The sequence below is a fragment of the Paenibacillus sp. S-38 genome (assembly GCF_049942825.1).
Lineage (GTDB): Bacteria > Bacillota > Bacilli > Paenibacillales > NBRC-103111 > Paenibacillus_G.
Genome location: NZ_CP187970.1, coordinates 4340379 through 4366477, shown reverse-complemented (window position 1 = coordinate 4366477; position 26099 = coordinate 4340379). Strand labels below are relative to the sequence as shown.

General features: G+C 57.8%; 19 protein-coding genes and 1 pseudogene. 15 read left to right on the top strand and 5 right to left on the bottom strand.

The features are described 5' to 3' along the window. The 5 genes from ACP26L_RS19580 to ACP26L_RS19560 all read left to right on the top strand — a co-directional run bounded on the left by ACP26L_RS19580 (position 1) and on the right by ACP26L_RS19560 (position 4979). Positions 1-1272, top strand: a complete 1272-nt coding sequence (locus ACP26L_RS19580; RefSeq protein WP_426445596.1) for a hypothetical protein — start codon at positions 1-3, stop codon at positions 1270-1272. 68 nt (positions 1273-1340) lie between these two features. Then, entirely contained in the window at positions 1341-2066 is a 726-nt protein-coding gene (locus ACP26L_RS19575; protein WP_426445594.1) for an ABC transporter ATP-binding protein, read from the top strand. After that, positions 2053-2805 (top strand): ABC transporter permease, encoded by a 753-nt coding sequence (locus ACP26L_RS19570; RefSeq protein WP_426445592.1) that lies wholly within the window; start codon positions 2053-2055, stop codon positions 2803-2805. Before ACP26L_RS19575 ends, ACP26L_RS19570 begins: the two co-directional genes overlap by 14 nt. 17 nt (positions 2806-2822) lie before the next feature. Further along, complete coding sequence (locus tag ACP26L_RS19565; RefSeq protein WP_426445590.1) at positions 2823-4274, top strand: ATP-binding protein; 1452 nt, start codon at positions 2823-2825, stop codon at positions 4272-4274. Then, positions 4275-4979 carry a response regulator transcription factor gene (locus ACP26L_RS19560; protein WP_426445589.1) on the top strand — a complete coding sequence of 235 codons (705 nt, stop codon included), beginning with the start codon at positions 4275-4277 and terminating at the stop codon, positions 4977-4979. It abuts the gene before it with no gap. 131 nt (positions 4980-5110) lie between these two features. Here ACP26L_RS19560 and ACP26L_RS19555 read toward each other — a convergent pair whose 3' ends face one another. Beyond that, positions 5111-5569, bottom strand: coding sequence for a CBS domain-containing protein (locus ACP26L_RS19555; RefSeq protein ID WP_426445588.1), 459 nt, complete (start codon positions 5567-5569; stop codon positions 5111-5113). 268 nt (positions 5570-5837) lie between these two features. Between ACP26L_RS19555 and ACP26L_RS19550 the strand changes: the two genes are divergently transcribed. From ACP26L_RS19550 to ACP26L_RS19535, 4 genes and pseudogenes are all read left to right on the top strand, one after another. Then, entirely contained in the window at positions 5838-6572 is a 735-nt protein-coding gene (locus ACP26L_RS19550; protein WP_426445586.1) for a hypothetical protein, read from the top strand. A 99-nt stretch (positions 6573-6671) separates the two neighbouring features. Then, positions 6672-7367: pseudogene (locus ACP26L_RS19545) on the top strand (response regulator transcription factor). Next, a complete protein-coding gene (locus ACP26L_RS19540; RefSeq protein ID WP_426445584.1) occupies positions 7364-8995 on the top strand; it encodes a HAMP domain-containing protein in 1632 nt (543 codons plus the stop codon). Before ACP26L_RS19545 ends, ACP26L_RS19540 begins: the two are co-directional and overlap by 4 nt. A 219-nt stretch (positions 8996-9214) precedes the next feature. Next, positions 9215-9643: an SRPBCC family protein gene (locus ACP26L_RS19535; protein ID WP_426445583.1), complete on the top strand. Its 429-nt coding sequence runs from the start codon at positions 9215-9217 to the stop codon at positions 9641-9643. A 151-nt stretch (positions 9644-9794) separates the two neighbouring features. Here the strand turns inward: ACP26L_RS19535 and ACP26L_RS19530 are convergent, their stop codons facing one another. Then, positions 9795-10973, bottom strand: coding sequence for a site-2 protease family protein (locus ACP26L_RS19530; RefSeq protein ID WP_426445581.1), 1179 nt, complete (start codon positions 10971-10973; stop codon positions 9795-9797). 287 nt (positions 10974-11260) lie between these two features. Here ACP26L_RS19530 and ACP26L_RS19525 point away from each other — a divergent pair, with 287 nt between their 5' ends. The 6 genes from ACP26L_RS19525 (at position 11261) to ACP26L_RS19500 (ending at position 21449) form a co-directional block, all read left to right on the top strand. Further along, a complete protein-coding gene (locus ACP26L_RS19525) occupies positions 11261-12736 on the top strand; it encodes a protein adenylyltransferase SelO (RefSeq protein WP_426445579.1) in 1476 nt (491 codons plus the stop codon). 292 nt (positions 12737-13028) lie between these two features. Beyond that, the gene (locus tag ACP26L_RS19520) at positions 13029-14366 is read left to right on the top strand and encodes a hypothetical protein (RefSeq protein WP_426445578.1); all 1338 of its coding nucleotides are present in this window, start codon (positions 13029-13031) and stop codon (positions 14364-14366) included. 177 nt (positions 14367-14543) lie between these two features. Beyond that, complete coding sequence (locus ACP26L_RS19515; RefSeq protein ID WP_426445576.1) at positions 14544-15980, top strand: flagellar hook-length control protein FliK; 1437 nt, start codon at positions 14544-14546, stop codon at positions 15978-15980. Positions 15981-16228: 248 nt separating this feature from the next. Continuing rightward, entirely contained in the window at positions 16229-17950 is a 1722-nt protein-coding gene (locus ACP26L_RS19510; RefSeq protein WP_426455013.1) for an ABC transporter ATP-binding protein, read from the top strand. A gap of 347 nt (positions 17951-18297) precedes the next feature. Next, positions 18298-20163 carry a diguanylate cyclase domain-containing protein gene (locus ACP26L_RS19505; protein ID WP_426445574.1) on the top strand — a complete coding sequence of 622 codons (1866 nt, stop codon included), beginning with the start codon at positions 18298-18300 and terminating at the stop codon, positions 20161-20163. After that, entirely contained in the window at positions 20160-21449 is a 1290-nt protein-coding gene (locus ACP26L_RS19500; RefSeq protein ID WP_426445573.1) for an ABC transporter substrate-binding protein, read from the top strand. The genes ACP26L_RS19505 and ACP26L_RS19500 overlap by 4 nt, the downstream gene beginning before the upstream one ends. Positions 21450-21555: 106 nt before the next feature. On the opposite strand, the gene ACP26L_RS19495 is transcribed toward ACP26L_RS19500, so the two are convergent. From ACP26L_RS19495 to ACP26L_RS19485, 3 genes are all read right to left on the bottom strand, one after another. Then, the gene (locus tag ACP26L_RS19495; protein ID WP_426445571.1) at positions 21556-22971 is read right to left on the bottom strand and encodes a family 43 glycosylhydrolase; all 1416 of its coding nucleotides are present in this window, start codon (positions 22969-22971) and stop codon (positions 21556-21558) included. Positions 22972-23239: 268 nt separating this feature from the next. Next, positions 23240-24550 (bottom strand): pectate lyase family protein, encoded by a 1311-nt coding sequence (locus ACP26L_RS19490; protein ID WP_426445569.1) that lies wholly within the window; start codon positions 24548-24550, stop codon positions 23240-23242. A gap of 422 nt (positions 24551-24972) precedes the next feature. Continuing rightward, on the bottom strand, positions 24973-25911 hold the full coding sequence (locus tag ACP26L_RS19485; protein WP_426445567.1) for an AraC family transcriptional regulator: 939 nt from the start codon (positions 25909-25911) through the stop codon (positions 24973-24975). Between the last annotated feature and the right edge of the window lie 188 nt (positions 25912-26099).

Here is a 26099-nt window from a genome sequence, read left to right as displayed (position 1 = left end):
ATGAAACTTAGCAAAAAATCACTCACCGTTCTCTCATTCACCCTTGGAGCGAGCGTGTTCGTCTCCACGGCCTTCGCCGATGCGCTGCTCGGCTCAGGGTACGACCGGCTCAAGGATTCCGTCAAGCTGACCGCATCCCAGATGGAGCAGGGGCTCGGCAGCTATACAGTCGAGGCAATGATGACGCTGAAGGATAACGGCCAGCCGCTGATGCAGACTTCCTCCACGAATAAGGTGGATATTGGAAAACAAGCGGAAGAAAGCACGAATGTCACACAGCAGGCCGGCGGTGAAATGACAACGAACTACTCTTATCACGATCCTAAGCGTTCGATTTATAAAGGCTCAAGAGACACTAATTATATGGTCACGGAGTTTGAGCAGGAGCAGAAGGATCGCAGTGCGTTTAAGAACCCCTTCAATGAAAAAGGCGCGCCGGAGATCGAGAAGATCGTGGACGCCGTGGTCGGCAACCTCAAGGATTACGTGCAGGCGGAGGAGAAAGCGGACGGCGGCAAGGTCTACTCCGGCAGCCTGTCGGAGGCACAGGTGCCGGCGGTCGTCAATGCGGTCTCGTCTTTCGGGATCAAACGGTTGATCCTCGAAGAGAGCCGTTCGGACGTGGGCTCGAAGCTTCCTGAGATCGAGAGCGACATCTACGTCAAGAAGATTGTAGGCACCGCGGAGGAGAGCAAGACCGGACTGCTCCAAAGCCTGACGGGCGACGTGACCCTCACCGGCAAAGACAAGAACGGGGCACAGCACGATCTGACTATGAGCCTTGTGTTCAAGCTCTCGGAAGTTGGAACAACCAAGATCACGCTGCCGGACCTGACCGGAGCGAACGTAGAGAAGGTCACGGATAACGGCTACGGCTTCAGCTCGAAGTACGTCGGTACGTACAAAAATAACGTGATCGTCGAGAAAGACGGGAAGTTCGTCAAGGCCGGCGAGAGAACGTTGGAGATTCTGAGTGTAGACAAGGATAAGGTGACCGGCCGGTATACCGAGACCGTGAAGCCTGGATTCGAGGCTGAATTCGGCGAGAAGTATAACTTCACGTTCGAATATGACCCGAACCAGTCGAAGCCGTTCTCGACCTTCACTTACACGAATGCCAAGGGTGAGCAGGAGCAGGGACAGCTGCATACGGGCAGCACCGGCACTCTGTATCTTGAGCTGGATATCGAGATCATCGACGAGAATTCCATCCGGTCCAATGCTTCACGCCCTTACTTCGACGGGCAATTCTACCGCGTATTCGAGGACTAAGAGAGGCAAGAAGGGAAGGGAGGCCGCGATCCGCGGCTTCCCGACCTGTTAAGGAGAGGATTATGAACATGGCCAAAGCCATTGAAATCACCGGATTAACCAAGGTATACAGCAACGGACGGGGCATCAGCGATCTGAATCTCGAGATCGACCAGGGTGACATCTTCGGCTTCCTCGGCCCGAACGGCGCAGGGAAAACGACCGCCATGAAGATGATGGCGGGGCTGGTCAAACCGGACCGCGGCGATGTGCGGATTTTCGGTGCGAGCGTCTTCGAGGACTACGTCCAAGCCATGAAGCCGGTGGGCTGCATGATCGAGACCGCCGAATCGTACCCCTATATGTCGGCGAACGACAATCTGAAGCTGTTCGCCCGGTTCTATCCGGACGTCGACCAGCGGAGAATCGACGAATGCCTGGAGATTACCGGCATGCTGAAGTACAAGAACGAGAAATCCCGAAAGTTCTCCCTCGGAATGAAGCAGCGCCTCGGCATCGCGGCGGCGATTCTGTCGAGGCCGAAGCTGCTCATCCTGGACGAGCCTCTGAATGGGCTGGATGTCGAAGGGATGCTGGATATGCGCAGGCTGATCAAGCGGTTGTCTGCCGAAGAGGGCACCACCTTTTTCATCTCCAGCCACCTGATCCATGACGTGGAGCTCACCTGTACCCGGATCGGCGTAGTCTACGGCGGGAAGCTCGTCAATGTGGACTATACCAGCAGCATCCTTTCGAATTACGCATCGCTGGAGAACTATTTTGTAAGTGAGGTGGACCGCAGTGGCCGGATTTAAAGCCGCATTCCTCAATGAAGCCTTCAAGCTGCTCAAGAAGAAAAAAATCATCGCGGCCGCAATCCTGTCCATTCTCGCCGTTGTGGTCGGACAAATTGCCGTGACTTCCATCAAGCACGGACTGGGTCTTCGGGTGGCGGGAAGCACCGAATTTCCGTTCGTGGTCCTGACACTGTTTACATACACGATCCTCCCGCTGTTCGCCACCTTCGTGGCCATCGACATGTTCAGCGGCGAATTCTCGTCCAATACGATGAAAATTACGCTTACCCGTCCGGTGTCCCGGTTCGGAGTGTTCAGTGCGAAGGTCCTGAACGTGGCGCTGTTCATAGCGGCGAACCTTCTGTTCGTCATGGTGCTGTCCCTGTTGGCCGGGTTCCTGTTTAACATGTCGTCCTTCTCTCTAATCGGCATCACCCGGGTTGTGCTCTCTTATTTGGCGACGTTCTTTCCTGTATTTGTGTTCTCGCTGCTGGTGGTCGTGCTGTCCAATTTGCTGCGCGGGGGACTGGCCGTATTCTTTCTGTCCGTCATCGCCTTCGCCGCACTGCACTTCCTGGGCATCCTGTTCTCGGGCTATTCGAGCTTCTTCATCACTTCCATGTTCGACTGGTATACGCTCTGGATCTCGGAGAAGGTGAACGGCTTCAAGATTCTCCGCCAGCTCTTCATCATGACCGGCTGTGGTATAATGTTGTTCACCGCAGGATTCTACCTGTTCGACAACAAGGATATTTAGGATGTGAAGGAATACGCATGCAGTTAACCAAACGATTCTTCCTGATGAATACGCTGGCCGTCCTGCTCTCGATCGCGCTCACGGCGCTCGCGGCTGTTATCTTTGTGGCTGCCTATACGGGGCTGTTCGGCCGCGAAGCCAAGATCCATGAATGGCAGAGAGCTTTCGAGGTGAGGACTGGACTCAGCGAGATCCAGCGCGAAGCGCAGTCTCTGGAGTTCGGACAGCTGCTGGAGCAGACCTATCAGCAGGAGCTGGCTGAACGGGTGCGGGCTCTCGGCGCCCACGCGGTCCTTCTGAAGAACAGGGAGGTGCTGTATACTACCCATACCTTCAGCAAGCTGGATATCGAGAAAAGTCTGCTGCTGACAGCAGGCTCCGATCATCAGGATACCCTGGAGCTGGGCGGCAAGACGTATATGTTCGCCCGCGCTTCTTACGAGCTCCCCTCCGGGGAAGACGGCGTGCTGCTGCTGCTGGCGCCTCTGGAACTGAATACCGGCTTTCCCCTTCTGCTCGGCAGCTTTGTTGTCGGCTTTTTCGTGCTGACCTTCCTCCTGATGAACGCCTGGGTATCCTACCGTTTCTCGCGGGGCATTATTCTCCCGGTCACCAGACTGAGGAACGCCGCCGTCCACATCAGCGACGGGGACCTGGACTTCGGCATCGCCGAGGAGGGGGAGGACGAGGTGCGGGAGCTCTGCCGGACACTCGAGCTCATGCGGATTAAGTTGAAGGAATCGGTGTACCTGCAGCGGAAATATGATGAGAACCGGAACTTCCTGGTATCGAGCATCTCACACGATCTGAAGACGCCGGTCACCTCGATCAAAGGATATATCGAAGGGATCATCGACGGGGTGGCGAGGACTCCGGAGAAGAGGGCGGAGTACCTGGAGACCGCCCGCTCCAAGGCGGTCCTGGTGAATACGATGATCGACGACCTCCTGCTGTACTCGAAGCTTGATCTGCAGCAGCTGCCGTACCATTTTGAACGGACGGATCTCTACCGCTACTTCGAGGACTGTGCCGCAGAGTACCGCCATGAGTTCGAGCTTGCCGGGATCACGCTTGAATTGATGAGCGAGCTGAGTGCGCCGGCTGCAGTGTACATTGACCGCGAAAGATTGAAGCGGGTGGTTCAGAACATTCTCGACAACGCGGCCAAATATGTGAATAAAACGGACGGAAGGGTAGACCTGATCCTAAGGGAGACCCGGACATCGGCGATCATCGAGATCCGCGACAACGGACCGGGCATCCCGGAAGGGGACCTTCCCCATATCTTCGACCGGTTCTACCGGGTCGACGCATCCCGCAAGAGTGCCGACGGAAGCGGGCTCGGGCTCGCGATCGCCAAGCAGATCGTGGAGGGGCATGGGGGGACGGTCTGGGCCCGCAGCGCTCCCGGGGAAGGCACCCGGATCATGATCTCGCTGAAGAAGAGTGGAATGGGAGAGACGACTTGAATGAAAAAGATACTGATTATTGAGGACGACCAAAGCATTGCGAATCTGCAAAGGGATTACCTGGAGCTCAGCGGCTATGCGGTGAAGATCGTGGAGAGCGGAGCGGAGGGACTGAAAGCCCTGGCCGAAGAGGAATTCTCGCTGGTGATTCTGGATATTATGCTGCCGGGGATGGACGGGTTCGAGGTGCTGAGGACGATCCGCGAGAAGGACGAGCTCCCCGTACTGCTTGTCTCCGCCCGGTCGGAGGAAATCTACAAAATCAACGGTCTCGGCCTCGGAGCCGACGATTATATCACGAAGCCGTTCAGCTCCGGTGAGCTGGTCGCCCGGGTGAATGCCCATCTGAACAAATTCCAGCGGATGAAGGAGCGCTTCGGAAGAGAGCAGGAGGAGGAGGCCGGAGCCCGGCTTCGCGTCCGCGGCCTGGAGATCCATAAGGACTCCCGGCGGGTGTTCGTCAACGGCAATGAGGTGGCGATGGCCCAGAAGGAGTTCGATCTACTTCTTTTCCTGTTCCAGCATGCCAACCGGGTATTCGGCAAAGAGGAGCTCTTCGAGCGTCTGTGGGGGATGGATGCGATGGGCGATGCTTCCACCGTCACGGTCCATATTGCGAGAATCCGGGAGAAGATCGAAGATACCCCTTCGAAGCCCCAGTACATCGGAACGGTGTGGGGGGCAGGCTACCGGTTTATCGTATAACCCATCCCACGGCCCTGCACGGCAAAAAGAAGGTGCTTCTCTGGTTGGGCTGGCTAGGAGAACAGAGATCACCTTCTTCAAGAACGGAGGCCACAGGCAAAAGGCTTCCTATGGCCATTGACGGGTGCTTCTTACAGAAGCGCCTGAAAGGAATGGCGAATGACATCTCCGCGGCTGATGATGCCGACGAGTTCCCCGTTCTGCTCTACGGGCAGCTTTTTAATATGCCGCTTGGCGAGTATCGTAGCGATCGTCTCCATCTCCTCCTCCGCCTCAACGCTGATCACTTTCTTCGTGGCCAAATCCATCACCGGCAGATCAAGGATCTTCGCAATCCGTTCATCGAACCCGAATTCATCCCCCCGGATATACAGGGAAAAGAACAATGACCCCACCACACGGTCTTCATGCTTCCCGATATACTCCATGATATCCCCGTCACTGATATAACCGACGATCTTGTTCTTGTCATTCACCACCGGAACCCCGCTGATCCGGTTCTCCAAGAATAGCTTAATGACAGAACGGACGCTCGCTTTGTCCTCCACTTTATACACGTCGCGGATCATAAAATCTTTTGCTTTCATCACTGAACTCCTCCGCATCTGATTAGGAATAGGATGTATCCCCATGTCTGCCTTTCTATGAAGAAGAGGCGGCAACAACCAACGTGAAGACCCTGCAAATATATGGTAACCTGAACCGGAAATTTTATCCAAAGCGGGCTGAGGGTAGAATATCGACCCACAATTTCCCACAATTGTGCCAAAGGCTGTCCGCAATCGCCCGCTATTCTATTCACCAAGGGGCTAAGGTTACGAAGTCCCAATCCACAACCGTAAAGGAGTGTTTTGGCGAATGGAATGGAAACGTGGGCTGATGAAAGTGAGTGCGGCGGCGATGATACTGGCGGGAACGGCGGGGGGCCTCAGCAGCGTATCGGCGGAGGAAGCTTCGGCTTCGGATGATGTGGCGGCAAGTATAGCGGGAGCGGCCAAACCAGAAGGGAAGCCGCTGGTTATCCGCTTCCAGGCGCATGGTACGGAAGCGATGAACCTGCCTATCCACCAGCGCAGCTACTGGAAGCTGCTTGTCGGCAAGTATGCGCCGGAATCGGCGGATGCCTGGACCGCCGCTTTGGAAGAGCGGAAGGCGCTCGAAGCCAGCCTGCCGGGCCTGGAACCAGGGGCGAACCGCGTCATCAAGGTGACAGAGAAGGCTCCTGAGGGCGCTGCAGAGTGGAACGGGGAGCTTCCCGAACCGACACCGGGGATCGAATCCCCCAAAGTCCTGCGCATCCATCCGGACGGCAATACGCCTGTTGAGCCTGCGCCTGCGGACGGCACGACGAAGAACGTGAAGATCTTCAAGTTCCACACGGAGACGGCAAATGGTACAATCAGCACAAAGCCTTCTCAGGAAGCGGAGCGCCTCATCAAGCTGGGTGAAGCGGTGGAGGCGGACGACGCCGAGGCGGTGCGCGCGCTGCTGCCCCAGCTGCTGGAGGACTACCGCAAGCAAACCGAGGAGCTCAAGAACCTGGCGGAGAAGATAAAAGTACTGGAAGCGGACACGCAGACGGAAGCGGAATAAGAAAGTAGCCGACAGGAGCAGGCCATTCAGGCCCTCCTGTTTGCTCATTTGTACCTGGGGACAAGGGGAGTATGGGAAACGTAAGGGGAGGAAACAGCGATGTACCGGATTTATCTGGTGGAAGATGAGGAGCACTTGAGAGGGATCCTGGAGGCCTACCTGATGCAGGAGGGCTGGTACGTGCGTGCGTTCGCAGACGGCCTCGCCGCCCGGGAGGCGATTGCGGAGCGGCCGGACCTGTGGGTGCTCGATATCATGCTGCCGGGAGGTGTGGACGGGTATCAGCTTCTTCGCGAAGTGAAGGCGGACCGGCCGCTGCAGCCGGTGATCTTCATCTCCGCCAGGGATGCGGACATCGACCGGATCGTGGGGCTCGAGATGGGCAGCGACGACTATATCGCGAAGCCCTTTCTGCCGCGTGAGCTGGTGGTGAGGACACGCCGGCTGCTGGAGCGGGTGTATCGGATTCCTGCGGAAGCGCTGGCCGAAGGCGGAGGGCGGAGGAGTAAGCTGTACCTGCGGCCTTACACGATCGATGAAGCGGCAAGGAGGGTAGAGGATGACCAGGGTGCTGTCATTGAACTGACCGTTAAGGAGTTTGAGCTGCTTCTTTATTTTGCCAGACATGCGGGTCAAGTGTAGGAACGCGAGCAGGTGCTGAACGCAGTCTGGGGGAGCGATTATTTCGGATCGGACCGTGTGGTCGACGATCTCGTGCGCCGGCTTCGCCGCAGACTGGGGGAGCTGAGGCTTGAGACGGTCTACGGGTACGGATACCGGGTGGTGGGGGGATGAGCGTGAAGCATTGGCCGCTTTCCCTCAAGCTGTGGGGTGTGTTCGCTGCCCTGACGCTGTTCATCTTCGGTCTGCTGGCCCTGCTGCTGCCCTGGATGCTTAAGGGCTTCTTCACGGACCAGCTCTACGATATTCTGGTCGACTCCCAGACGAACGTACAAATGATGCAGGGGCCGGTTCCCGCAGCTGGAGGAGAAGAGGAGCAGTCTACGGCACCACAAGCCGCCCAGCAGGCATCCGAAACGGTGCCTCAAGCCGGCGGTATGACGCCCTCCTCATCGCAGAACGGCTCTCCTGCAGCCGAGGCACATCCGGCCCCATCCCTGGAATCATCCCGCGAGATTAGGGTCCGGATTCTGCCCGACGAGTACGGAGTTCAGGATGTCGTGATCGAACCCGGGCAGGCCATCTTACGTGTGCAGAGGGAGCTGAAGGAAGAACTGGAGCCCGGCATGCCCCGGATTCAGCACTTTATGATCAGGGGGGATAGCGCGGAATTCCCTGCCCGGATGCCCATAGCCGCCCCCTTCGTTAAGGCGATCGAGAAGGACGCCCAAGCCCAGGAGCGCCCGCTGGAGAAATATACGCGGAACCTCAATGACCAAACCCTGTTCTATGTCATCCGCAAAGAGCAGGCCGAAGGGTCGACGAGCTATTACGTCTCCTACACTACCGGCAGTTACCGCAACGACCTGGTTCAAGCGATGTTCGGCAGGCTGATGCTGCTGATGGTCGGCTTGATCCTATTCAGCTGGCTGCCCTGCCTGGTGCTGGCCCGGTACTTGACCAGGCCGCTGGTCCAGATGGAGCGTCATGTCGGCCGACTTGCAGAGCGGGACTGGCATGAGCCCCTGGTGACTGCCCGGCGCGATGAGATCGGGCGGCTGGCCCGGGCCATCGAGTCGATGCGGCAGCGGCTGGTGCGGCAGGATCAGGCGCAGCAGTTTTTCCTGCAGAACATCTCCCATGAGCTCAAAACCCCGGTGATGGTGATCTCCAGCTACGTGCAGTCCATCCAGGACGGCATCTTCCCGAGAGGCTCGCTGCAGGGCAGCTTGGATGTCATCCGTCATGAGTCTGAGCGGCTCGAACGCAAGGTGCTGGATCTGCTCATGCTGAATAAGCTGAACTATATGTCGTCACGGGAAAAGGAACCGCAGTCCTTCGGGATCGGGCCGCTCATCGCAGACTCGGTACAGCGTCTTCGGTACAAGCGGCCGGACATCCGCTTCGAGGTATCGGTCCCCGAGACGGCGGCGATGCGCGGAGATCCGGAGCAGTGGGCCGTGGCGCTGGAAAATCTGCTGGATAATCAGCTGCGGTACGCGGCGACGGTCGTACGCCTGTCTGTAGAATACCCGCCGGAAGGCAAGGGGAACGACAGCCTGGCCGGCAGCGCACCGGGGGTTCCGACATTCCGGATCGCCAACGACGGGCCCCGGCTGGATGATGCATTGCTCACGCGGATGTTCGAGCCCTTCCAGACCGGAGAAGACGGGCAGTTCGGCCTTGGGCTGACAATCGTCCGGCAGATTGCCGCCCATCATGGAATGACGGTCCGTGCCGCCAATGAACCGGACGGTGTAGCCTTTTACCTGGGGCCCATGATTCCGGAGAAGGCCGGGTAATGAAGCGACCGTATCAGGGCGGCGGCGGACCGCAGGACTGCGGTCCGCATCATACGGAGTGGATGGAGGAAGCGCTTGCCTGATACGAGCCGCAGCAGCTATGGGCCGGATCCTGCTTTCGAAGGTGTTCAATGATATAACCGGGGAGCAGCATCCAATGAAGAAAGGAGTCTCTGGATGAGAATCACAATCGAACAACCCCCTGTTGTAAAAGCAGAAATGGTAATCCGAAAGCCCGCTGCCGAGGTGTACGAAGCCTTTGTGAATCCGGAAATCACGACGCAATTCTGGTTCACGAAGAGCAGCGGCCGATTGGAAGCAGGCAAGCGCGTCCGCTGGGATTGGGAGATGTACGGTGTGGGAGATGAGTTCCTGGTCACTGCGATGGAAGAGAACCGTCGCCTGGTGATCGAATCGTCGGACCGTACCGAAGTCGAGTGGGTATTTACTCCCCGCACGGAGAACGAAACCATGGTGACGATCACCCATTCCGGCTTTACCGGGGATGGGGATGCCGTTGTGAATCAAGCGTTGGACTCCATGGGCGGTTACACGATGGTTCTCTGCGGGCTGAAGGCCCTCCTTGAACACAACATCCGCTTGAATCTTGTAGCCGATAAAGCGCCTGACGCGCATGTGACACACTAGCTGAGAAGCCATGAGCCTCCCGGATTACCGGAAGGCTCATTGTGCGTTATACGGTTTTTCCTGAGTGAAGCCAGTGCTTGGCCGTATGGCTGTTTGGGTACGGGAGCAGGGGAGAATCCATCTTTTCCCGCCCTGAGCCTTCCCCCTCCCTTTACTTCAGTTTGATCTGATGGAGCTCCATCAGGTAGAAGCCATAGAACGAGAAAAGCATCAATACCAGCGTCAGAGCAAGATAAGCGGCGAGCACCTTCCACTTGACGGAGGCGGTGGAATTATAATAAGTGCGGATACGCTGCAGTTCCCCCTCCACCTTGTTCATCCGCTGCTCGGCTTCCTCGATCGAACGGTCTAGTAGAGGCTCCGGCGACGCGACCGGCTGGCCCGCATCACCATGCAAGCCGCCGGAACCGGGGACGGAGGGAGCGGATTGGAGCACCTGCCAAAGCCCCCGCGCCTTCTCCGCATATTGATCCTCGATCCGTTTCCGGTCGCGCATCAGCTTTTCCTTGTCGTGAAGGAAAGGGATGAACCACCGGCGCCGGGACGGCGAAGCTTCGGTTACACGGGAAGCGGATGTTTCCACAGCCGCAGCCGTACCCGCACCCTGCAGGCCGGCAGGATCGGTAAGTGAGATCTTGGCTTGATGGAGATCGGCTTGATACCCAGCCAGCACCTCTCGCTCGTAGAGCAGTACCGACCTGCGGTAGCCCTCTCTAACTCGTGACCACCAGGTGAGACAACCGATGACCAACAGGAGAATCGGGAGCGGGCCGGGGGCCAGAGTGACCAGGACGCTCAGTAGGAGAAGGCCGAGCAGCCAGATCCGCGTTGACAGTACGGCGACGATCCGTCCGCCGTCCAGCGGGGATACGGGAAGCAGGTTGAACAAATTCAGGGCTGCTCCCATGAAGATCACCAGGCCCCAGAACGGCTCTCCGGTGAGCAGATACAGCGGCACGGCAGGCAGGAAGGAAAGCAGCCCGGCCAGCGGGCCTCCGTAAGCCAGATTGGCTTCCGTAGAAGCATTGCGGGGCTGGTCCTTCATCCCGATGAATGCCCCGACGAAGGGGATGAAGATCGCCGGAGAAGTGGATATTCCTTTGCGCTTCGCTGCGAGGACGTGTCCCATCTCATGAATAAAGATCAGGTAAACGAGGGCGGCACCGAATTTCCATCCGTATACTACGGCATAGCCTCCCAGGCTGAGCGCCATGGAGAGCAGCGTGCCGCCGAATTTGCTCCATTTGAGCAGGGCGAGAATCCACTTGAACTTAGCTGCAGCAAAAACACCGGCAGCGAGGAATAAGGTACGGATACGGTTTGTTGACAAGAAGGCACTTCCTTTCCAAAGCTATAACTGGATTAAAATACCATTACGAACGGTGAAATGGAAGGTTTCACTTCGGCTGCCGGTTCCGCAGTGCAGTGCTTCGTTCGCACACTGGCACTATTCCGAGTGTTGTTGTATGGTTAGTAAGAGGGAGCGCTTCACCGTCTGTTTGCGATGGGTATAACTAAAGGGAAGAAACAAAGACTACCAAGGATTGCCTTGTGCGGTAATGAAAGTGAAATACGATACTCATATCTGTCCCCAATCAGGATAAAAAAGGAGAACCGATGACTGATAATCAAGCAATCCTACCTTTCGGATGGAATTTCGATAACAGCTACGCCCGTCTGCCGGAAGCCTTCTTCTCCGAGCAGGGGCCATCACCGGCACGCTCCCCGAAGCTGGTCATTCTGAACCGCCCGCTGGCCGAATCCCTCGGCTTGAACCCTGAGGCGCTGCAGTCAGATGCCGGGGCCGAGGTGTTTGCCGGCAGCCGGGTTCCCGAAGGGGCGCAGCCCCTGGCACAAGCCTACTGCGGGCATCAATTCGGGCACTTCACCATGCTGGGTGACGGCCGTGCGCTCCTGCTGGGCGAACAGATCACACCCGAAGGCAAGCGGGTGGACATCCAGCTGAAGGGCTCCGGCAGAACGCCGTACTCCCGCGGCGGTGACGGCCGCGCTGCGCTTGGGCCTATGCTGCGCGAGTACATCATCAGCGAAGCCATGCATGCGCTGGGCATCCCCACCACCCGCAGTCTGGCCGTGGCGGCAACAGGGCAGCCAGTCACCCGGGAGCGAGATCTGCCGGGTGCGGTGCTGACGCGCATCGCTGCCAGCCACATCCGGGTCGGCACGTTCCAGTATGCTGCAGCCCGCGGGAATGTGGAAGACCTGCGAGCCTTGGCGGATTACACGCTGCAGCGTCATTATCCCGACATCTCCCAGAAGGACAACCGCTATCTTGCGCTGCTACTGGAAGTGGTTCAGCGGCAGGCCAAGCTGATTTCCCGGTGGATGCTTGCCGGATTTATTCACGGCGTGATGAATACCGACAACATGACGATCAGCGGAGAGACCATCGATTATGGCCCATGCGCCTTCATGGATACGTATGACCCCGCGACGGTGTTCAGCTCCATTGATTCTCAAGGCCGCTATGCCTACCGCAACCAGCCCCGGATTGCGGGCTGGAACCTTGCCCGGTTTGCCGAAACGCTGCTGCCGCTTCTGCATGAAGATGAGGAGCAGGCCGTGAAGCAGGCTGAGGAGGTGCTCTCCACCTTCAACGGATTGTACGAGCGTCATTGGCTGGCGGGCATGAGAGCCAAGCTCGGCCTCTTCGGCGAAGAGAAGGAGGATGAAGCCCTGATCGGGGATCTGCTCCGTCTGATGCACGAGCACCGGGCGGATTATACGAATACCTTCCGTTCGTTGACTCTCGGGCAGAACGGCGATGAAGCCGTATTCGGCACGGCTGATTTTGCCCAGTGGGAGGACCGGTGGCAGGCAAGGCTCGGCAGGCAGCCGGAGGATGAAGCGGCACGCCGGGAGCTCATGCGCAGCAGCAATCCCGCGGTGATCCCCCGCAACCACCGGGTGGAAGAAGCCCTGGAGGCGGCGGAGCACGACGGGGACTACAGCGTCATGGAGCGACTGCTCGAAGCACTGTCGAAGCCATATGAGTACACGCCGGAACAGGAAGGCTTCTGCACGCTCCCTCCGGATTCCACGCGGCCGTACCGAACGTACTGCGGGACATGAAACCGCAGCGGCCGGAACCCCCATCGCAAGAACCGATGGAATGCTTTCTTACTGCGAAGTACAAATGGCCCGGCTGTCCTGAATGGACCGCCGGGCCGTTTTGTTATGAGAATTTCCCCTATGGGAGGCTTGCCCTTCCTTATTCGCCGACAAAGGGCCGTGTTGCTCTTTTTTTCGTGTAAGTTTAAACTCCCTGTGAATAGTTGCTTTGTTCATGTCTGTAACTTTCTGCCCTTCCGAACGTTTGATAGTATATGGTATTCATTTACATTTAAAGTGAGGGTGAGACGCAGTGGCGTTGGAGAAGATCGAAATGGACCCGCTCTGGAGGGAATGGGAAGACCGGCTGGGACTGCAGGGTTATGTCCGTAAGGAGTCTCTCGTACGGCAGGAAATCTCGGCCGTTCAAGAAACGGAATACCGCATCGAGCTGGTCTGGTATCCGGAAGGGGCTGCAGACTTTGACAATGAAGGACTCAATCCTCCCGGAACGGTCACGGTGATGCTGGACGCCCGGACGCGCCGGCTCCGTTCCTGCCATCTTCCAGACTTGAAACAGGGGAAGGGAAGCGCAGACAGTGGAAGAGAAGCCACAGGTGATGAAGCGAGAAGCATCGCATGGGACTGGATTGCCCGGTTCACAGGGCTGACGGAGGAAGACAGGCGGCTGGAGCAGCTCACCTTCCAACTGGAAGAGAACGTTATGCGATTTGGGTTTCGACTGGTGCATGAAGGAGTCCCCTTCTTTCCGGGAATGAGCATGGACATACGGATCAGCCGCGAGGGACGGCTCCTTTCTTATTCGACCTATGGCAGCCATACAGGCATCGTGGTCCCGATCCTGAACAAGCCGCAGCAAGAGCCGGGGCCCGCTGCACTCCGCCAGACCGCTTATCAAGCGTTCAGCCTGTTCTACCTGCCGAAGGAGCTGCGCAATGACAAAGAATTGTGCTGGTTCTATGGGGTAGGTGAAACATTCCTGGACGGTGAGACGGGGGAGACCATCGCCTATGAATGGCATTCGAAACTGTTTGGACAGACTCCCTTGAACGAGCCTCTCCTCTGGAGCGAAGAGGAGGAAGGACACAGCACGGATGAACAGATAAGCAGCGGTCCAGCCAAGGCTGGAGGGTGGATCTCCCGGTTCGTGTCAGAGAGAGAGCGGCGTGACGGCCTTATCGACTGGGAGGACGAGCACCCGGAGCTTCTGCCGATCGGTCCCGCAGATCGCGATCGCCTCTGTGAGACGATCCGTGTCTGGGCCAGGAAGCGGTGGCCGGGCGGCTCCGGGCAGTGGATGATCTCCCATTTGCTGCGCAGCAGCGGAATGGTCGTCGCGGTGATCGAGCGCAGCCATGCCGGGTATGAGGTGGGGATGGGCCGAACCAAGGTATTCATCGACGGGCAGAGCTTTGCTGTCATTGATGAGATGGAGCCCGCTGTTCTGCCGCCGCACCCTCCGGAGGGGGTTATCGGCAAAGCGGAGGCGTTCGAGAAGATTGCAGGCGCGGTCATCTGCAAGCCTCGCTATGTGTGGGATGCACAGAAGAAAGGGTACAGGTTCATGCACATGGTGGACTGCCCGCTCCTGGTCGATGCCCTGAGCGGGGAGACAGCGGAGGAGTTGTGAAGCGGAGAGAAGAAGCCGTTTACAATGACAATGCAGGAAAACATATGGGATTGAAGCCGATTCGTGAGGATGGTAAATTGTAAATTACTATTTCGTAAAGGAAAGTAAACCGGCGCTGGTTGGAACGCCGGCGTTCGGCATCGGCTTATTACCTATCAGGAAGGTGAATAAAATCCCATGGAAGTCAGAGCTTCCGCCACATCGATGAGAGACATACTGAAGGGAGGCTCGCCCCTGTCAGACAGGCCTGCGAGACATAACTCGGCCGGAAGGGAGGGCTTCTCTGCCGCATTCAAACAAAAGCTTGGCGAAACCGTAAAAAGCGCCAAAGAGGGATTCACCCGAAAAGCGGACCATCCCCCTGAGGCCCTCGCCCGCACCTCTTCCAAAGCAGTCGTCTCTTCGAAGCAGCCCACAGCCGAAGAGACGGCAGACGCTCTAGAAGACTTCGTGGAAGAAGGCAGTCCGGATGAAGTGAACGCCCTTCTGGCGGATCCGGAGGTGCAGGCCCTGCTGGGGCAGCTGGCGGCTCTTCTGACGGACGCGGCCGGTTCTGCCGAAACGACGGACGCCTTGTCCGAAGGAGCGGACGAGGCCCTTTTCGTTCCGCTGGCCGAAGCCGAAGCAAGTGAAACCGCCGCACCGACGACCGGAACGAACGCCGCCGCGCTTCAGGCGGTGGATGCAGCCGAGGCAGCCCGGCTGCTGGAAGGGCTGCAGGAAGCCCTGAAGCATGGCGGCGCGGATGGGAAGCTGAGATCCGCTCTTGAGCAGCTGGCCGTTGCCGCAGCCGCAGCCAAGGCCGGTGGCGGCAGGCCGGGAGCGGACATCCGGCCCATGCTGGAGAAGCTGAACGGGCAGGCGGCAGGCGTGCCGGCGCCTGCAGCGCAGACCGGTGGGATTGCCTCCAGCCCGCTCCAGAAGCTGGAGACGCTGTCTTCAGTGTCTGCGGTACAGAGTGCGGCTCCCGGAGCGGCTGCGTCCGATACGGAGGCTGCCGAGGAGCCGCTCTTTGTCCCGCTGAACGCCGATACGGCACCGGCTGAGGCTCCTGCCCAACCGGCGCTGACGGTACAGGAGCTTGCGAAGCAGATCCAGTCCGGTCAACCGGTAAGCAAGACCCCGGTGCTCCACGTGCCTGCAGAGACTTTCACGGAAGACATGACGCAGTTCGTGTCAACTTCTTTCCTCCTGAACAGCGGAGAAGGCGGGATTACCGAAGCCAAGCTTTCCTTGTATCCGCAGCACCTGGGCCACGTGGAAGTGAAGCTGATGATGCACAATGGGCAGCTCACCGCCCAGTTCGCAGCGGACAGCACGCTTGGCAAGGATCTGCTGGAGAGCCAGTTGGCCCAGCTCCGTCAGTCGCTGCAGAGCCAGGGCATCCAGGTCGACAAGCTGGAAGTAACACAGAGCGCGAACGCTCAAGGGTTCCAGTCCGGCATGTTCCAGGAGAGGGGCCAAGGGCAGCAGCCGCAGTCGAAGCAGGGTTCCAAGGCCGCTTCCGCCCGGATCGCGTCACTTGGCGAAGAAACGGCAGCAGAGACGGCAGCGGCTCAGACTCCATCCCAGCCTGTTCGCACAAGCCGCGGTATGATTGACGTCGTTGCGTAATACTTAGAATGGATTGCCGCCGCAGGGCGGCTTTTTTGTGTTTCCACTACAACCTATGTATCAGTCGCGGCTCCCTAAAAAATCATTAAACTTAAGTTTTCCTTTGGCTTCCGACGGACTGGAATGCTACTCTGATAAAAATGATGCGGGAGGGATTCACATGACAGCGTATGAGAAGAAGAAAGCAGCCGATTGCGTTTGCCCAGACTATCTTGCCAATTGGAGCAGCACACTATCCATACGGAGGGATCATCCGTTTGAAAACCATCCTGCATTTTCTGGCCTACTACAAGCCTTATAAAAAGGTTCTGCTGGCCGATCTGGGATTTGCCGCGCTGGCGTCGCTCTGCGTGCTCGCTTATCCCATGCTCATCCACCGGATGACGACCAGCGCGCTAAGCGATGAAGGCATCGCCGTCGGGCCTCTCCTCCAACTGATCGGAGCTTTCCTGCTCCTTATGGCCATCGAATACGGGAGCGGCTACTATACGGACTATGCCGGTCACATGATGGGAGCCCGGATGGAGGCGGACATGCGCAGGGACCTGTTCCAGCATGTTCAGCGTCTTTCCTTCCGGTACCATGACCATACGCCTACGGGCCAGCTGATGTCACGGGCTACGAACGACTTGTTCAACATATCGGAGCTGGCGCATCACGGGCCGGAAGACGCGGTGATCTCACTGGTGCGTATAGTGGGGTCCGTTCTGATCCTATGGAACCTCAACGCCGCGCTGGCCCTGACCCTGCTTCTGTTCCTGCCGTTCATCTTCTTATTCGCTTACCGGTACAGCTTGAAGGTCAAAGAAGCCTTGAAAGAGGCCAACCGGCGGATTGGGGATATCAACGCCCAGCTCGAAGACAGCCTTGGAGGAATCCGTGTCGTGCAGTCCTTCACGAATGAGAGGATGGAAGCGGCCAAGTTCGAGGCCGGCAGCCGGTTGTTTCTGGAGAGCCGGGCCAAGGGGTACCGGGCGGAAGCCTTGTTCTTCAACGGCTTATCCTCAAGCATGACCCTGTTGACGATCGCCGTCGTTGCGGTGGGCGCCTTGCTGATCAGCAGGGAACGGCTGCTCGTGACCGAGTTGATTACGTTCCTGCTGTACATCGGCACGGTGACCGATCCCCTCAAGCGCCTCGTGAACTTTACGCAGAACCTTCAGAATGGCGCGGCGGGTTTCGAACGGTTCCAGGAGCTGCTCGACATCGAGCCGGACATTCAGGATAGCCCGGGCGCCGTCTCGCTCCACCGGGTACAGGGGAGAGTGGAGTTCCGGAATGCCGGCTTCCGCTATGAGGGGAGCCGCTCCGCCGTGTTTCGCGGCTTGAACCTGACCGTACAGCCCGGGGAGACGGTCGCGCTGGTCGGCCCATCCGGTGCCGGCAAAACGACCCTGTGCCATCTCATCCCCCGGTTCTACGAGGTAACCGAGGGCGGGGTTTATATTGACGGCACGGATATCCGTGACGTAAGGCTGCAGTCGCTGCGCAGCCGAATCGGGATCATGCAGCAGGATGTGTATTTGTTCGCTGGAACCATACGGGAGAATATACTCTACGGCAGACCGGATGCCACCGAAGCCGAGATGAGGGAAGCGGCGCGGCTGGCAGATATACATGAGTTCATCGGCGGCCTGCCGGAAGGCTACGATACGCATGTCGGTCAGCGGGGAGTCCGGCTCTCGGGCGGCCAGAAGCAGCGCATCTCGATTGCCCGGCTGTTCCTGAAGGATCCTGCCATCCTGATCCTCGATGAGGCCACCTCAGCCTTGGATAACGAGAGCGAGCGGGCGGTGCAGATGAGCCTGGAGAGACTGGCCGAGCACCGCACCACCCTCGTCATTGCACACCGGCTGTCCACCATCCGGAGGGCCGACCGGATTCTTGTGATGACCGAACACGGAATCGCGGAAGAAGGCACTCATGCCCAGCTGATGCAGCGCGGCGGGATGTACGCCAGAATGCAATGATGCCTCGTTATCGGCCGCCGCGCCGCGAACCGCCGGAGTTGTCTCCAAGCGGTTCGCATGACATGGAGACGCGCCGATTCACAAACGAAAGGACCTCAAATTCCATTGTAAAGTGGAGAATGAGGTTCTTTTTTCATGAGGAACATCAGAATGCAGCAGGGCACTAAAAAATCGCAAAATGACTTTTGGGACACCCCCTTGCGTCCCAGCATTAGGAAAAGAGTTCGAGCATTCACAAACTTCTGCGGAGTACCGATAATGATTCTAAAACCACTGGATGCAAAGTGAACCGGGCAGCGGCTGAGACCGGCCGGTACTTTGATATTCATGTTAGGAGCCTTTATCCTATGCTGCCGATATCCTACATCCAGAACCGCAGACTGGCGCTGACGCTTGGGCTGCTCTTTGTGAGTTTGTTCGCGGATTGGTTTTCCATTCCCATGCTCTATGGACTTCAATATCATTTTTCTTCGCTATTCGTCATCCTGGCCCTGTTCACGGCCGGTGCTCCGGCAGCCGTCTTTATCTCCAGCGCCGTGGCCCTGAGTAATTATTTCCTTCTGGAGATGCCCCTATTCGACTCGGGGATCGTGATGCTGGAAGCTCTGGTTCTGGCACTGCTGACCGGTCTGCGGAAGGAGGCAGGCGCTGTCTTTCTGTATGATCTGCTGTTCTGGCTTGGCGCAGGAGTCTGCATGCTGATCGGATCGTTTGGAATGTCGGCCGCAGCCTACCCAGGGGATGTCTTACTTTACATCACCAAGTGCAGCGTGAACGGGGCAGGGAATGCCCTGGCCGCCGAGATTCTGCTCACGTATCTGCCGCTGCTGCCTTGGCCAGTCCTGAAGAAGCGCTACAAGCCCATCGGACTGCAGAAAATTCTGGTTCACCTGGCGATCAGCGGGGTGGTGTTCCCGTTCATCTGCTTCATGATCATCACAGGCATCTCGCAGAATCAGATGATCAATCTGAGGGCGCACCAGATCGCCGAATCGACGGCCAGTGCGGTCAAGGACCAGCTGCACTTGTGGGGCGGCCAAGAGTACAGGGCGCTCGAGCTCCAAGATATCATCCAGCTGGGCAGATTAAAGGCCATGGTTGAAAAGAGTGCGTTCCCGTCGGCCCGCGTGACGGTATCGGATAAGAACGGCGAAGTGCTGGCGGAAAGTATGGGGGATTCCTCCGGGGAACCGGACTGGCGCACCGAAGGCAGGCTCTATCGGTACGATGAGTGGATGTACTTGTGGCTTCCGGCGGGACGCCATTTCATTGAACCGTCGGTCTGGCGGGAAGCATTCTACATCTATGTGGTCACCGTGGAAGAAGGGACGACTCTTCAGATCCAAGTGAAGGTTCCCGTCTCCCAGCTGATTGCGGATGTACAGGGCATCTATACTCTGGATTTTGTCCTGATTCTGGCCTTCATCGTGCTCGCTCTGCTGACGGTGTACGGGATCAGCCGGTTTATCGTACACTTCCTGGTCAAGCTGACTCAGGAAACCACGGGTCTTCCCGATAAAATCACCGCTCAGTTTGAAATCTTCGCCCAGGACAGCCGGATCCTGGAGTTTGATCAGTTGCATGAGAATTTCAGGCAGATGGCCTTGAAGCTTAAAGCGATGTTCGCCGAAGCGACCCACTTGAATACCGTGCTGAGGGAACAGGCCCGGCAGATCAAACAATCCGAATTGCAGTTCCAGCAGCTGGCCTTCACCGATGCGCTGACGAAGCTTCCGAATCGTCTTTATTTTCATTCCTATCTGAGAGAAGTGATGGAGCTCCCGGGTGCTTCCGGTGCTCTTCTGTTCATGGATCTCAATCAATTCAAGCTCATTAATGACACCTACGGCCATGAAGCTGGAGATGCGCTGCTGCAGCACGCCGCCGCTCTCTTGAAGGAAGCGGCCGGATCAGGGACGGTCTGCCGTCTTGGCGGAGATGAATTTGTTCTGATTCTGCCTGCTGCCGCACGGGCGGAGATCCAGCGGACCGCGGAGCAGATTCTGGAGGGGTTCAAGACGCCATTAGCGTATCAAGAATGGATGCTGCAGCCCAGAACAAGCATCGGAATCGCCTGCTTTCCTTCAGATGCCGACCGCCCGGAAGAACTGTTAAAGATGGCGGACGGGTCCATGTACCGGGCCAAGCAGCGGGGAAGCGGAGTGGAATGGCACCGGAATCCCGGTAGTCATGGGAAGGATAGTGGAACATGAACAAGCTCTATCAACGGACCGCCGCGATGCTGCTCCTGACGGTAACCACCGCCTGCGGCCAGCATGTTACGGGGATGACGAGGGTTCCGCCTCCCGTGCCACAGGTCTCTGTCTCTGCAGGGCAGGAGAGCACTTCCACCGCGGAGGAGCTGGTTGTCTGGTCTTACTATGATACGGCGGATGGCGACAAGCACTTTGCTTCCCTTCATCCGGACTTTAAGGTGAAATCCGTCATGCATTCCTATGAGGGGATCGTGGATGACCTGATCCAGTCCGCTATCACAGGAGAAACGCCCGACGTTGTCATGCTGGACAGCTCGCATGCGGGAAGGCTGAACGGCATCGATATCCTGGACAACCTTCGGAACAGCCTCTACTCGTCGAAGGGATACGAAGACCGGATCCCGAAGAATATGCTGCCGGTCTACTCCAACCTGGCCGGGGATAAGCTGATGGCGCTTCCCACAGAGCTGCCGAACGCGGTAACGTTTTACCGTGCCGACATCCTTGAGGAGAACGGCTTTCCGTCAGAGCCGGAAGCCCTTGCCGTGTACATCAGCAATCCGCAGAACTGGGTCGATATGGCCATGAAGCTCAAAGAAAAAAACATCTACCTGTTCCAGCATTATACGGATCCCTTTGAAACCGCGGCACTCTCAGCGAGCTATTTGGATGGGGAGCTGAGGTTTAACCGGGGAAGCCAGGCGTTCCTGGATGCGTTCTATGTATCCCGGGAGGTACGCAGCCATGGTCTGGCACTCCGGAGCATGATATGGGATTCTTCCGGCCAGCAGGCCATTCGCAGCGGCCAGCTCGCTATGCTGTACGCGGGAACCTGGATCACCGGTCAACTGAAGAGCTGGGCGCCTGACCTCACCGGCCGCTGGCGGGCTGCCAGGCTTCCTCTGAACCTGTACGGGTACAAGGAAGGGGCAATGATGGCCATACCCAAGCTGAGTAGACATAAAGCGGAAGCGTGGGAATACCTGAAGCTGACGACCAATCTGCTGCAGCCGGCCGATCAGCCGGGCGGCGAAGCCTATCTGGGGGGTCAGGACATGAACGCCTTGAAGACCAGCCTGGCCCCACAGAACAAGGGGATTTACCCGACACCACTGGATACCCGGCTGAAGGAGCTGTGGGATAAAAAAGGGGTGGAGATCGCTGAGTCGGATCGGCCGATTCCCGAACTGCTGCAGGAGATGGGACAGCAGATGGAAGCGATGACTGCGGAAGAACGCCGGATCATGAAGGAATATCTGATGAGATCGGCGGAAGGAAAATGAGGAGAGGGACACCCCATGGAAATCGGAGTGGGATGCCCCTCTTTCTTTTTGTTTTGGCGGATCCCGGCAGATCCCGTGACGGAGTTACGCGCCGGAACCTAACATGCTAGTCCTGAGTGAACGTGGCGTCCGCCTTGTCTGTCGCCGTCGAGACCGGCTGCACGTACAGCAGGTAATTGTAATGCCGCAGATACCGTCCGGGCGCCGCATACGATTCGTACGACTGGCCGCTGCCGGCAAGACCCGCGCGCTGGTAGAATGCGGCCTCCTGTTTGAACTGCGCTGTACCGTCATTTTTGTCCACCCAGGCTTCCCCATTCCTGCTGCGCAGGTAATAGCCCGGATAATTCGTCGACTCCAGCGACACCGTGCCGCTTCCCGCGAGGCCAGACACGATGTGGAACTGGGAGTCCGCCAGCTTCGTGACATTCGGCTCCAGCTTCGCGCGGAATTCCCAGTGCCGGATGCTGTAAGCAGGGAAGTTATACGAGAGGAACCGGACAGGGGAGAGGCCGTCCGGAACGGGAATCCCGAAATTCGGCGTGCCGTCGGCGTTCCAGTAAAGCTTCTGTACCCGCGTCCTGCGGTTCGGGTCGTTCAGCGGGTCCCCTGTGATGTCCTTGTAGCTGCGGTCGTGGTACACGAGGATATCGCTCTTTCCATCCTCGGATACGGTGAACGAGTTATGGCCGGGTCCGTACTGCCCGGTAGCATCGCTGCTCGTGAACACCGGCGAAGCGGACTTCACCCAGGACTTCGGATCGAGCAGGTTGCTCGTATCGGAGGCGGTCAGCAGCCCAAGGCAGTAGTTGGAATCCGTCGCGCTGGCCGAGTAGGTGATGAAGATCTTCCCGTTCTTCTTGATCACGGCCGGCCCCTCATTGACCCAGACGCCGCCCTGTTTCTCCCAAGTGTAGTCAGGCCTTGCGATCATCACCTGCGCGCCCGAGAGGGTGGTTGGCGAGCTCATCTTGGCGATATAGATGTTCGAGTTGCCTGCGATGGCCGGATCCTTCTGGGCCCAGACGAAATAGCGGGTGTCGTTATGCTCGAAGGTCGTGCCGTCGAGCGTGAAGGAGTCCCAGTTCATGACCACCTTGCCTTTTTCCATCCACGTCCCGGTCAGCGGGTTGGCATCCGAGCTCTCCAGCGCATACTGGCGGATCGCCCACTTGTCCTCCGCTTTGCCGGCCGTGAAGTAGACGTACCATTTGCCCCCGACAAAGTGAATCTCCGGCGCCCATATATGCGCTCCCATCTCGCCGCTGGCATGCTTGCGCCAGATGACCGCCGGGGCCGCAGACGCCAGCCCCTGGATGGTTGTCGCCCGCCGGAGTTCGATCCGGTCATATTCCGGCACCGTTGCTGTGAAATAATAGTAGCCGTCCGTATGCTTGTAAATCTGCGGATCGGCCCGCTGGGACACCAGGGGATTCGTGAGCTGTACGGGGGCTGCGGAGACGCTCCCCGCATAGCCGGCCGTCAAAGCCGCCATCGTCATCACAAGCACCGTTCGTTTCATCCATCGGCCAGGCAGGTAGACCATCATTCATCTTCCTCTCTAAAGTGCGATCCTACCGTGGAATGACGGGCATTCCATCAGGTCAGCCTTATCATACCGAAGATGTAAGCGTTCTTAAATGGAGGCGTTTTCGAATTTTGTGGAATTTTTCCGGTGGCTTGTACGTCCAAGGGGATACCACAAAGAAGCCTGCCGCCATGGCAGCCGGTTGAGACCGGCCGCCACGGCGGCAGACTGCTGCGTCTAAGGAGGTGCTTAGGCGTACCTCTTAACGAACCGATTTGCCGGCGCCTGCGTAGGTCGATACAATGCTTGGCACATTGGCTGTGGCATCGGCTGTGAATGAGTAGTACGAAGTCGGCGCCCAGCCTACATCGGTGCCTACCTGCGGCGAGGAAGCGGTAGCTATGTTGATGGACTGCTCGGTGGAGCTGCCGTAGGCTTTGTAGATCGTGCCGGTGTCATAGAGCTTGCCTTTAACGGATTCGCTTCCAGAATAGCCGGCGAGCTTCGTGATGGCCGTATCTACGTTGATATAGTTATTCTGGGAGTATACTTTGGCCGAGTAGCCAATGCCGTATACCTGGTCCGCGTGCCCCACATAGTAATTGTTGTAGACGTGAACCATGCCGTAGCGTACCCGTGGGCTTCTTTGCTTGGAGTTGGAGAAATAGTTGTGATGGTACGTCAGCTTCAGCTTGCCGTCATCCGTAGTCGTGCTGTCGCTGGAACCGATCAGGGAAGTTTTGTAATGATCCTGGAACACGTTATAGGAGATCGTGATGAAGTTGGAGCCGTTCTTCGCATCGAGCAGGCCGTCGTGGCGGACGAACGGCTTCACTTCGCCGGTCGTGGTATTCTTCAGAATCATGCCGGAGTTCGTATCCGTCACTTTATCCGCGAAGGTGCAGTGATCGATCCAGATATTCGTGGCGCCGTCCAGCGTCATGCTGTCGTAAGCGGAGTTCCAGTTGCCGCCGCTGTCGGATGGGTCCCACTGAGGGAAGAAGTCCAGCGCATCCTGGAACTGGATGTTCCGGATAATGACGTTATTGGAACCCTTCAGGTACAAGCTGCCGCCCTTGATGATCGAGGTATTGGATTCGCCGATAATCGTTTTATTGGAGCCTACGCTGATGACAACCTGGCTCTTCTGCTTGGCCGCGGCGGCGGCACGGGCGGTTTCCTGCGTGCTGATCGCTGAGGAGTCGTTATTATAGTAAGCATTCTGGTATGTCGTCAGATTGTAGCCGGTGCCGGAAGCATAGGTGGACTCCGTATTGCCGGCGTTCAGGTCAATCGTTCCCCGTACCAGGATCACTGCTTTGGTTGTACCGGATACCGCCGTTTTGAGCTGGTCGCGAGTCGTAACCACCGTCACCGGGGTCTCCGTGGACGTAGTGGACTTGCCGCCGTTCAGCGTAAAGGCCGTTGTGCCGGAGCCCGTGCGGGAACCCCAACCGTCACTTGCTCCGAGCTGCGAGTCCGCATACAGGGTGGCCGCCTGCGCCGCAGGCACCACGAAGAGAACGGAGGATAAGACCGAGATAGCGGTGAAAGAAGTCCAAAGGCGTTTCATTTTGCTGGAAGCAGTCATGAACAACATTCCTTTCTGCAGTAGAGTGGTATGCGGGCGGGCCTGCCTGCCTCGCGTATGACTGAACCTAAGCTGCCGGGAAGAAGCCCGCTTGATCAGGCTTCAGGAATCACTTCCTTTCATCGAGGCCCGAAATCCTTAAGCAGCAGGGGGAACCCCGGCCTCCATTCCAGATGCCGCCCGGGCTTCGGGCATTTCCAATGTAAGCGGTCTACCGGAGGAGCGTCAATAAGCCTGAGATGTGATTGCCGTCCCTTGACCGGCACGGGAACGAACGGGCTTTGCGCCGGTTTATTCCGGCATATTGGGGTTGAATCCGGCACATCTTCCGGCAGGCCGGCCCTTGGCCAAGTTGAATAAAGCATATCTGCTGCATGGAGGAACGCAAAAAAATCCCCGCCCTTCTATTGGGGCGGGGATTCTACGGGCAGGGCGGAGCCGCGAAGCCTCTTCACATCACTGATCGGCGGAAGCCCGAACTGGCGGGCGTATTCCCGGCTGAACTGGGAAGGGCTTTCGTAGCCGACGCGATAGCCCGCATCGGCCGCATCCAGGCTCTCCATTAGCAGCAGCCGGCGTGCTTCCTGCAGCCGGATCGCCTTCTGAAACTGAAGCGGACTCATCGCGGTCACTTTCTTGAAGTGCTTGAACAGGGCGGAAGGGCTTAGGCTGACTTCCTTAGCCAGCTCTTCCACATGAAGCGGTTTGTAATAGTCGCGATGAAGGAGATGAATAGCCTTGGAGATGCTGTTCGCATGACTGCCGATCACGGCGAACTGCCGGATGAGCTCCCCCTGATCGCCCTGCAGCACCCGGTACAGCACTTCACGGACGATGAGCGGAGCGAGTATCCCGATATCCGCAGGACTGTCGAGGAGTCGGACAAGCCGCACGATGGCCTCCAGCAGCGGGGCGGTGGACCGGTTCACGGCCAGGCCGCGCCCGCTGTCCCTGCTGCCCCTGCTGGAATCCGCGGTGTCTCTTACGATATCGACAATGGCATCCGTGCTGAAGTTCAGCTGAAGGCTCAAATAGGGGAGCTCCGGTGAGGCCTCGATAATCTTCCCGATCATCGGAAGATGCACGGAGGTGACGAGATAAGCGGACGGATCATACCGGTACATCTCCGCACCGAGCGAGGCCGTTTTGGAGCCCTGCGCGACAATGCACAGGGAAGGCGCATAGACCGTATGCATCGGCTCCGACACATGGGATGTGCGCATGAATCGCAGTCCGGGCACCGCCGTCTCGTTCAAGCCCTCCGAAGGGGTGTGACGGCGGATGAGACAGGCAAGCTCTTTTTGGGATGCCGAGAGTCCGGCGTTAGGTTCAAGGAGGTCCATGGTTCGCGTTCCTTTTGGGCCCAGAATGGTGAATTTATTATATTTTCATTGTACCTAACCCGAAGAGGATCAGGCAAGAAGCGGACATGAATAGGCTACCGGACGCGATCCCCATTCCCTATAATGGACATATAGACCGGCAGACGACACCGGCCCATCTTCATAAGCCATATGGATAAGAAAGAAGG

Bases quoted from the DNA above. Each gene is read 5' to 3' on its own strand.
- ACP26L_RS19490 (WP_426445569.1), bottom strand. From the start codon at position 24,550: ATGAAACGCCTTTGGACTTCTTTCACCGCTATCTCGGTCTTATCCTCC.
- ACP26L_RS19565 (WP_426445590.1), top strand. From the start codon at position 2,823: ATGCAGTTAACCAAACGATTCTTCCTGATGAATACGCTGGCCGTCCTG.
- ACP26L_RS19515 (WP_426445576.1), top strand. From the start codon at position 14,544: ATGGAAGTCAGAGCTTCCGCCACATCGATGAGAGACATACTGAAGGGA.
- ACP26L_RS19485 (WP_426445567.1), bottom strand. From the start codon at position 25,911: ATGGACCTCCTTGAACCTAACGCCGGACTCTCGGCATCCCAAAAAGAG.
- ACP26L_RS19540 (WP_426445584.1), top strand. From the start codon at position 7,364: ATGAGCGTGAAGCATTGGCCGCTTTCCCTCAAGCTGTGGGGTGTGTTC.
- ACP26L_RS19575 (WP_426445594.1), top strand. From the start codon at position 1,341: ATGGCCAAAGCCATTGAAATCACCGGATTAACCAAGGTATACAGCAAC.
- ACP26L_RS19535 (WP_426445583.1), top strand. From the start codon at position 9,215: ATGGTAATCCGAAAGCCCGCTGCCGAGGTGTACGAAGCCTTTGTGAAT.
- ACP26L_RS19580 (WP_426445596.1), top strand. From the start codon at position 1: ATGAAACTTAGCAAAAAATCACTCACCGTTCTCTCATTCACCCTTGGA.
- ACP26L_RS19505 (WP_426445574.1), top strand. From the start codon at position 18,298: ATGCTGCCGATATCCTACATCCAGAACCGCAGACTGGCGCTGACGCTT.
- ACP26L_RS19500 (WP_426445573.1), top strand. From the start codon at position 20,160: ATGAACAAGCTCTATCAACGGACCGCCGCGATGCTGCTCCTGACGGTA.
- ACP26L_RS19525 (WP_426445579.1), top strand. From the start codon at position 11,261: ATGACTGATAATCAAGCAATCCTACCTTTCGGATGGAATTTCGATAAC.
- ACP26L_RS19560 (WP_426445589.1), top strand. From the start codon at position 4,275: ATGAAAAAGATACTGATTATTGAGGACGACCAAAGCATTGCGAATCTG.
- ACP26L_RS19495 (WP_426445571.1), bottom strand. From the start codon at position 22,971: ATGAAACGAACGGTGCTTGTGATGACGATGGCGGCTTTGACGGCCGGC.
- ACP26L_RS19550 (WP_426445586.1), top strand. From the start codon at position 5,838: ATGGAATGGAAACGTGGGCTGATGAAAGTGAGTGCGGCGGCGATGATA.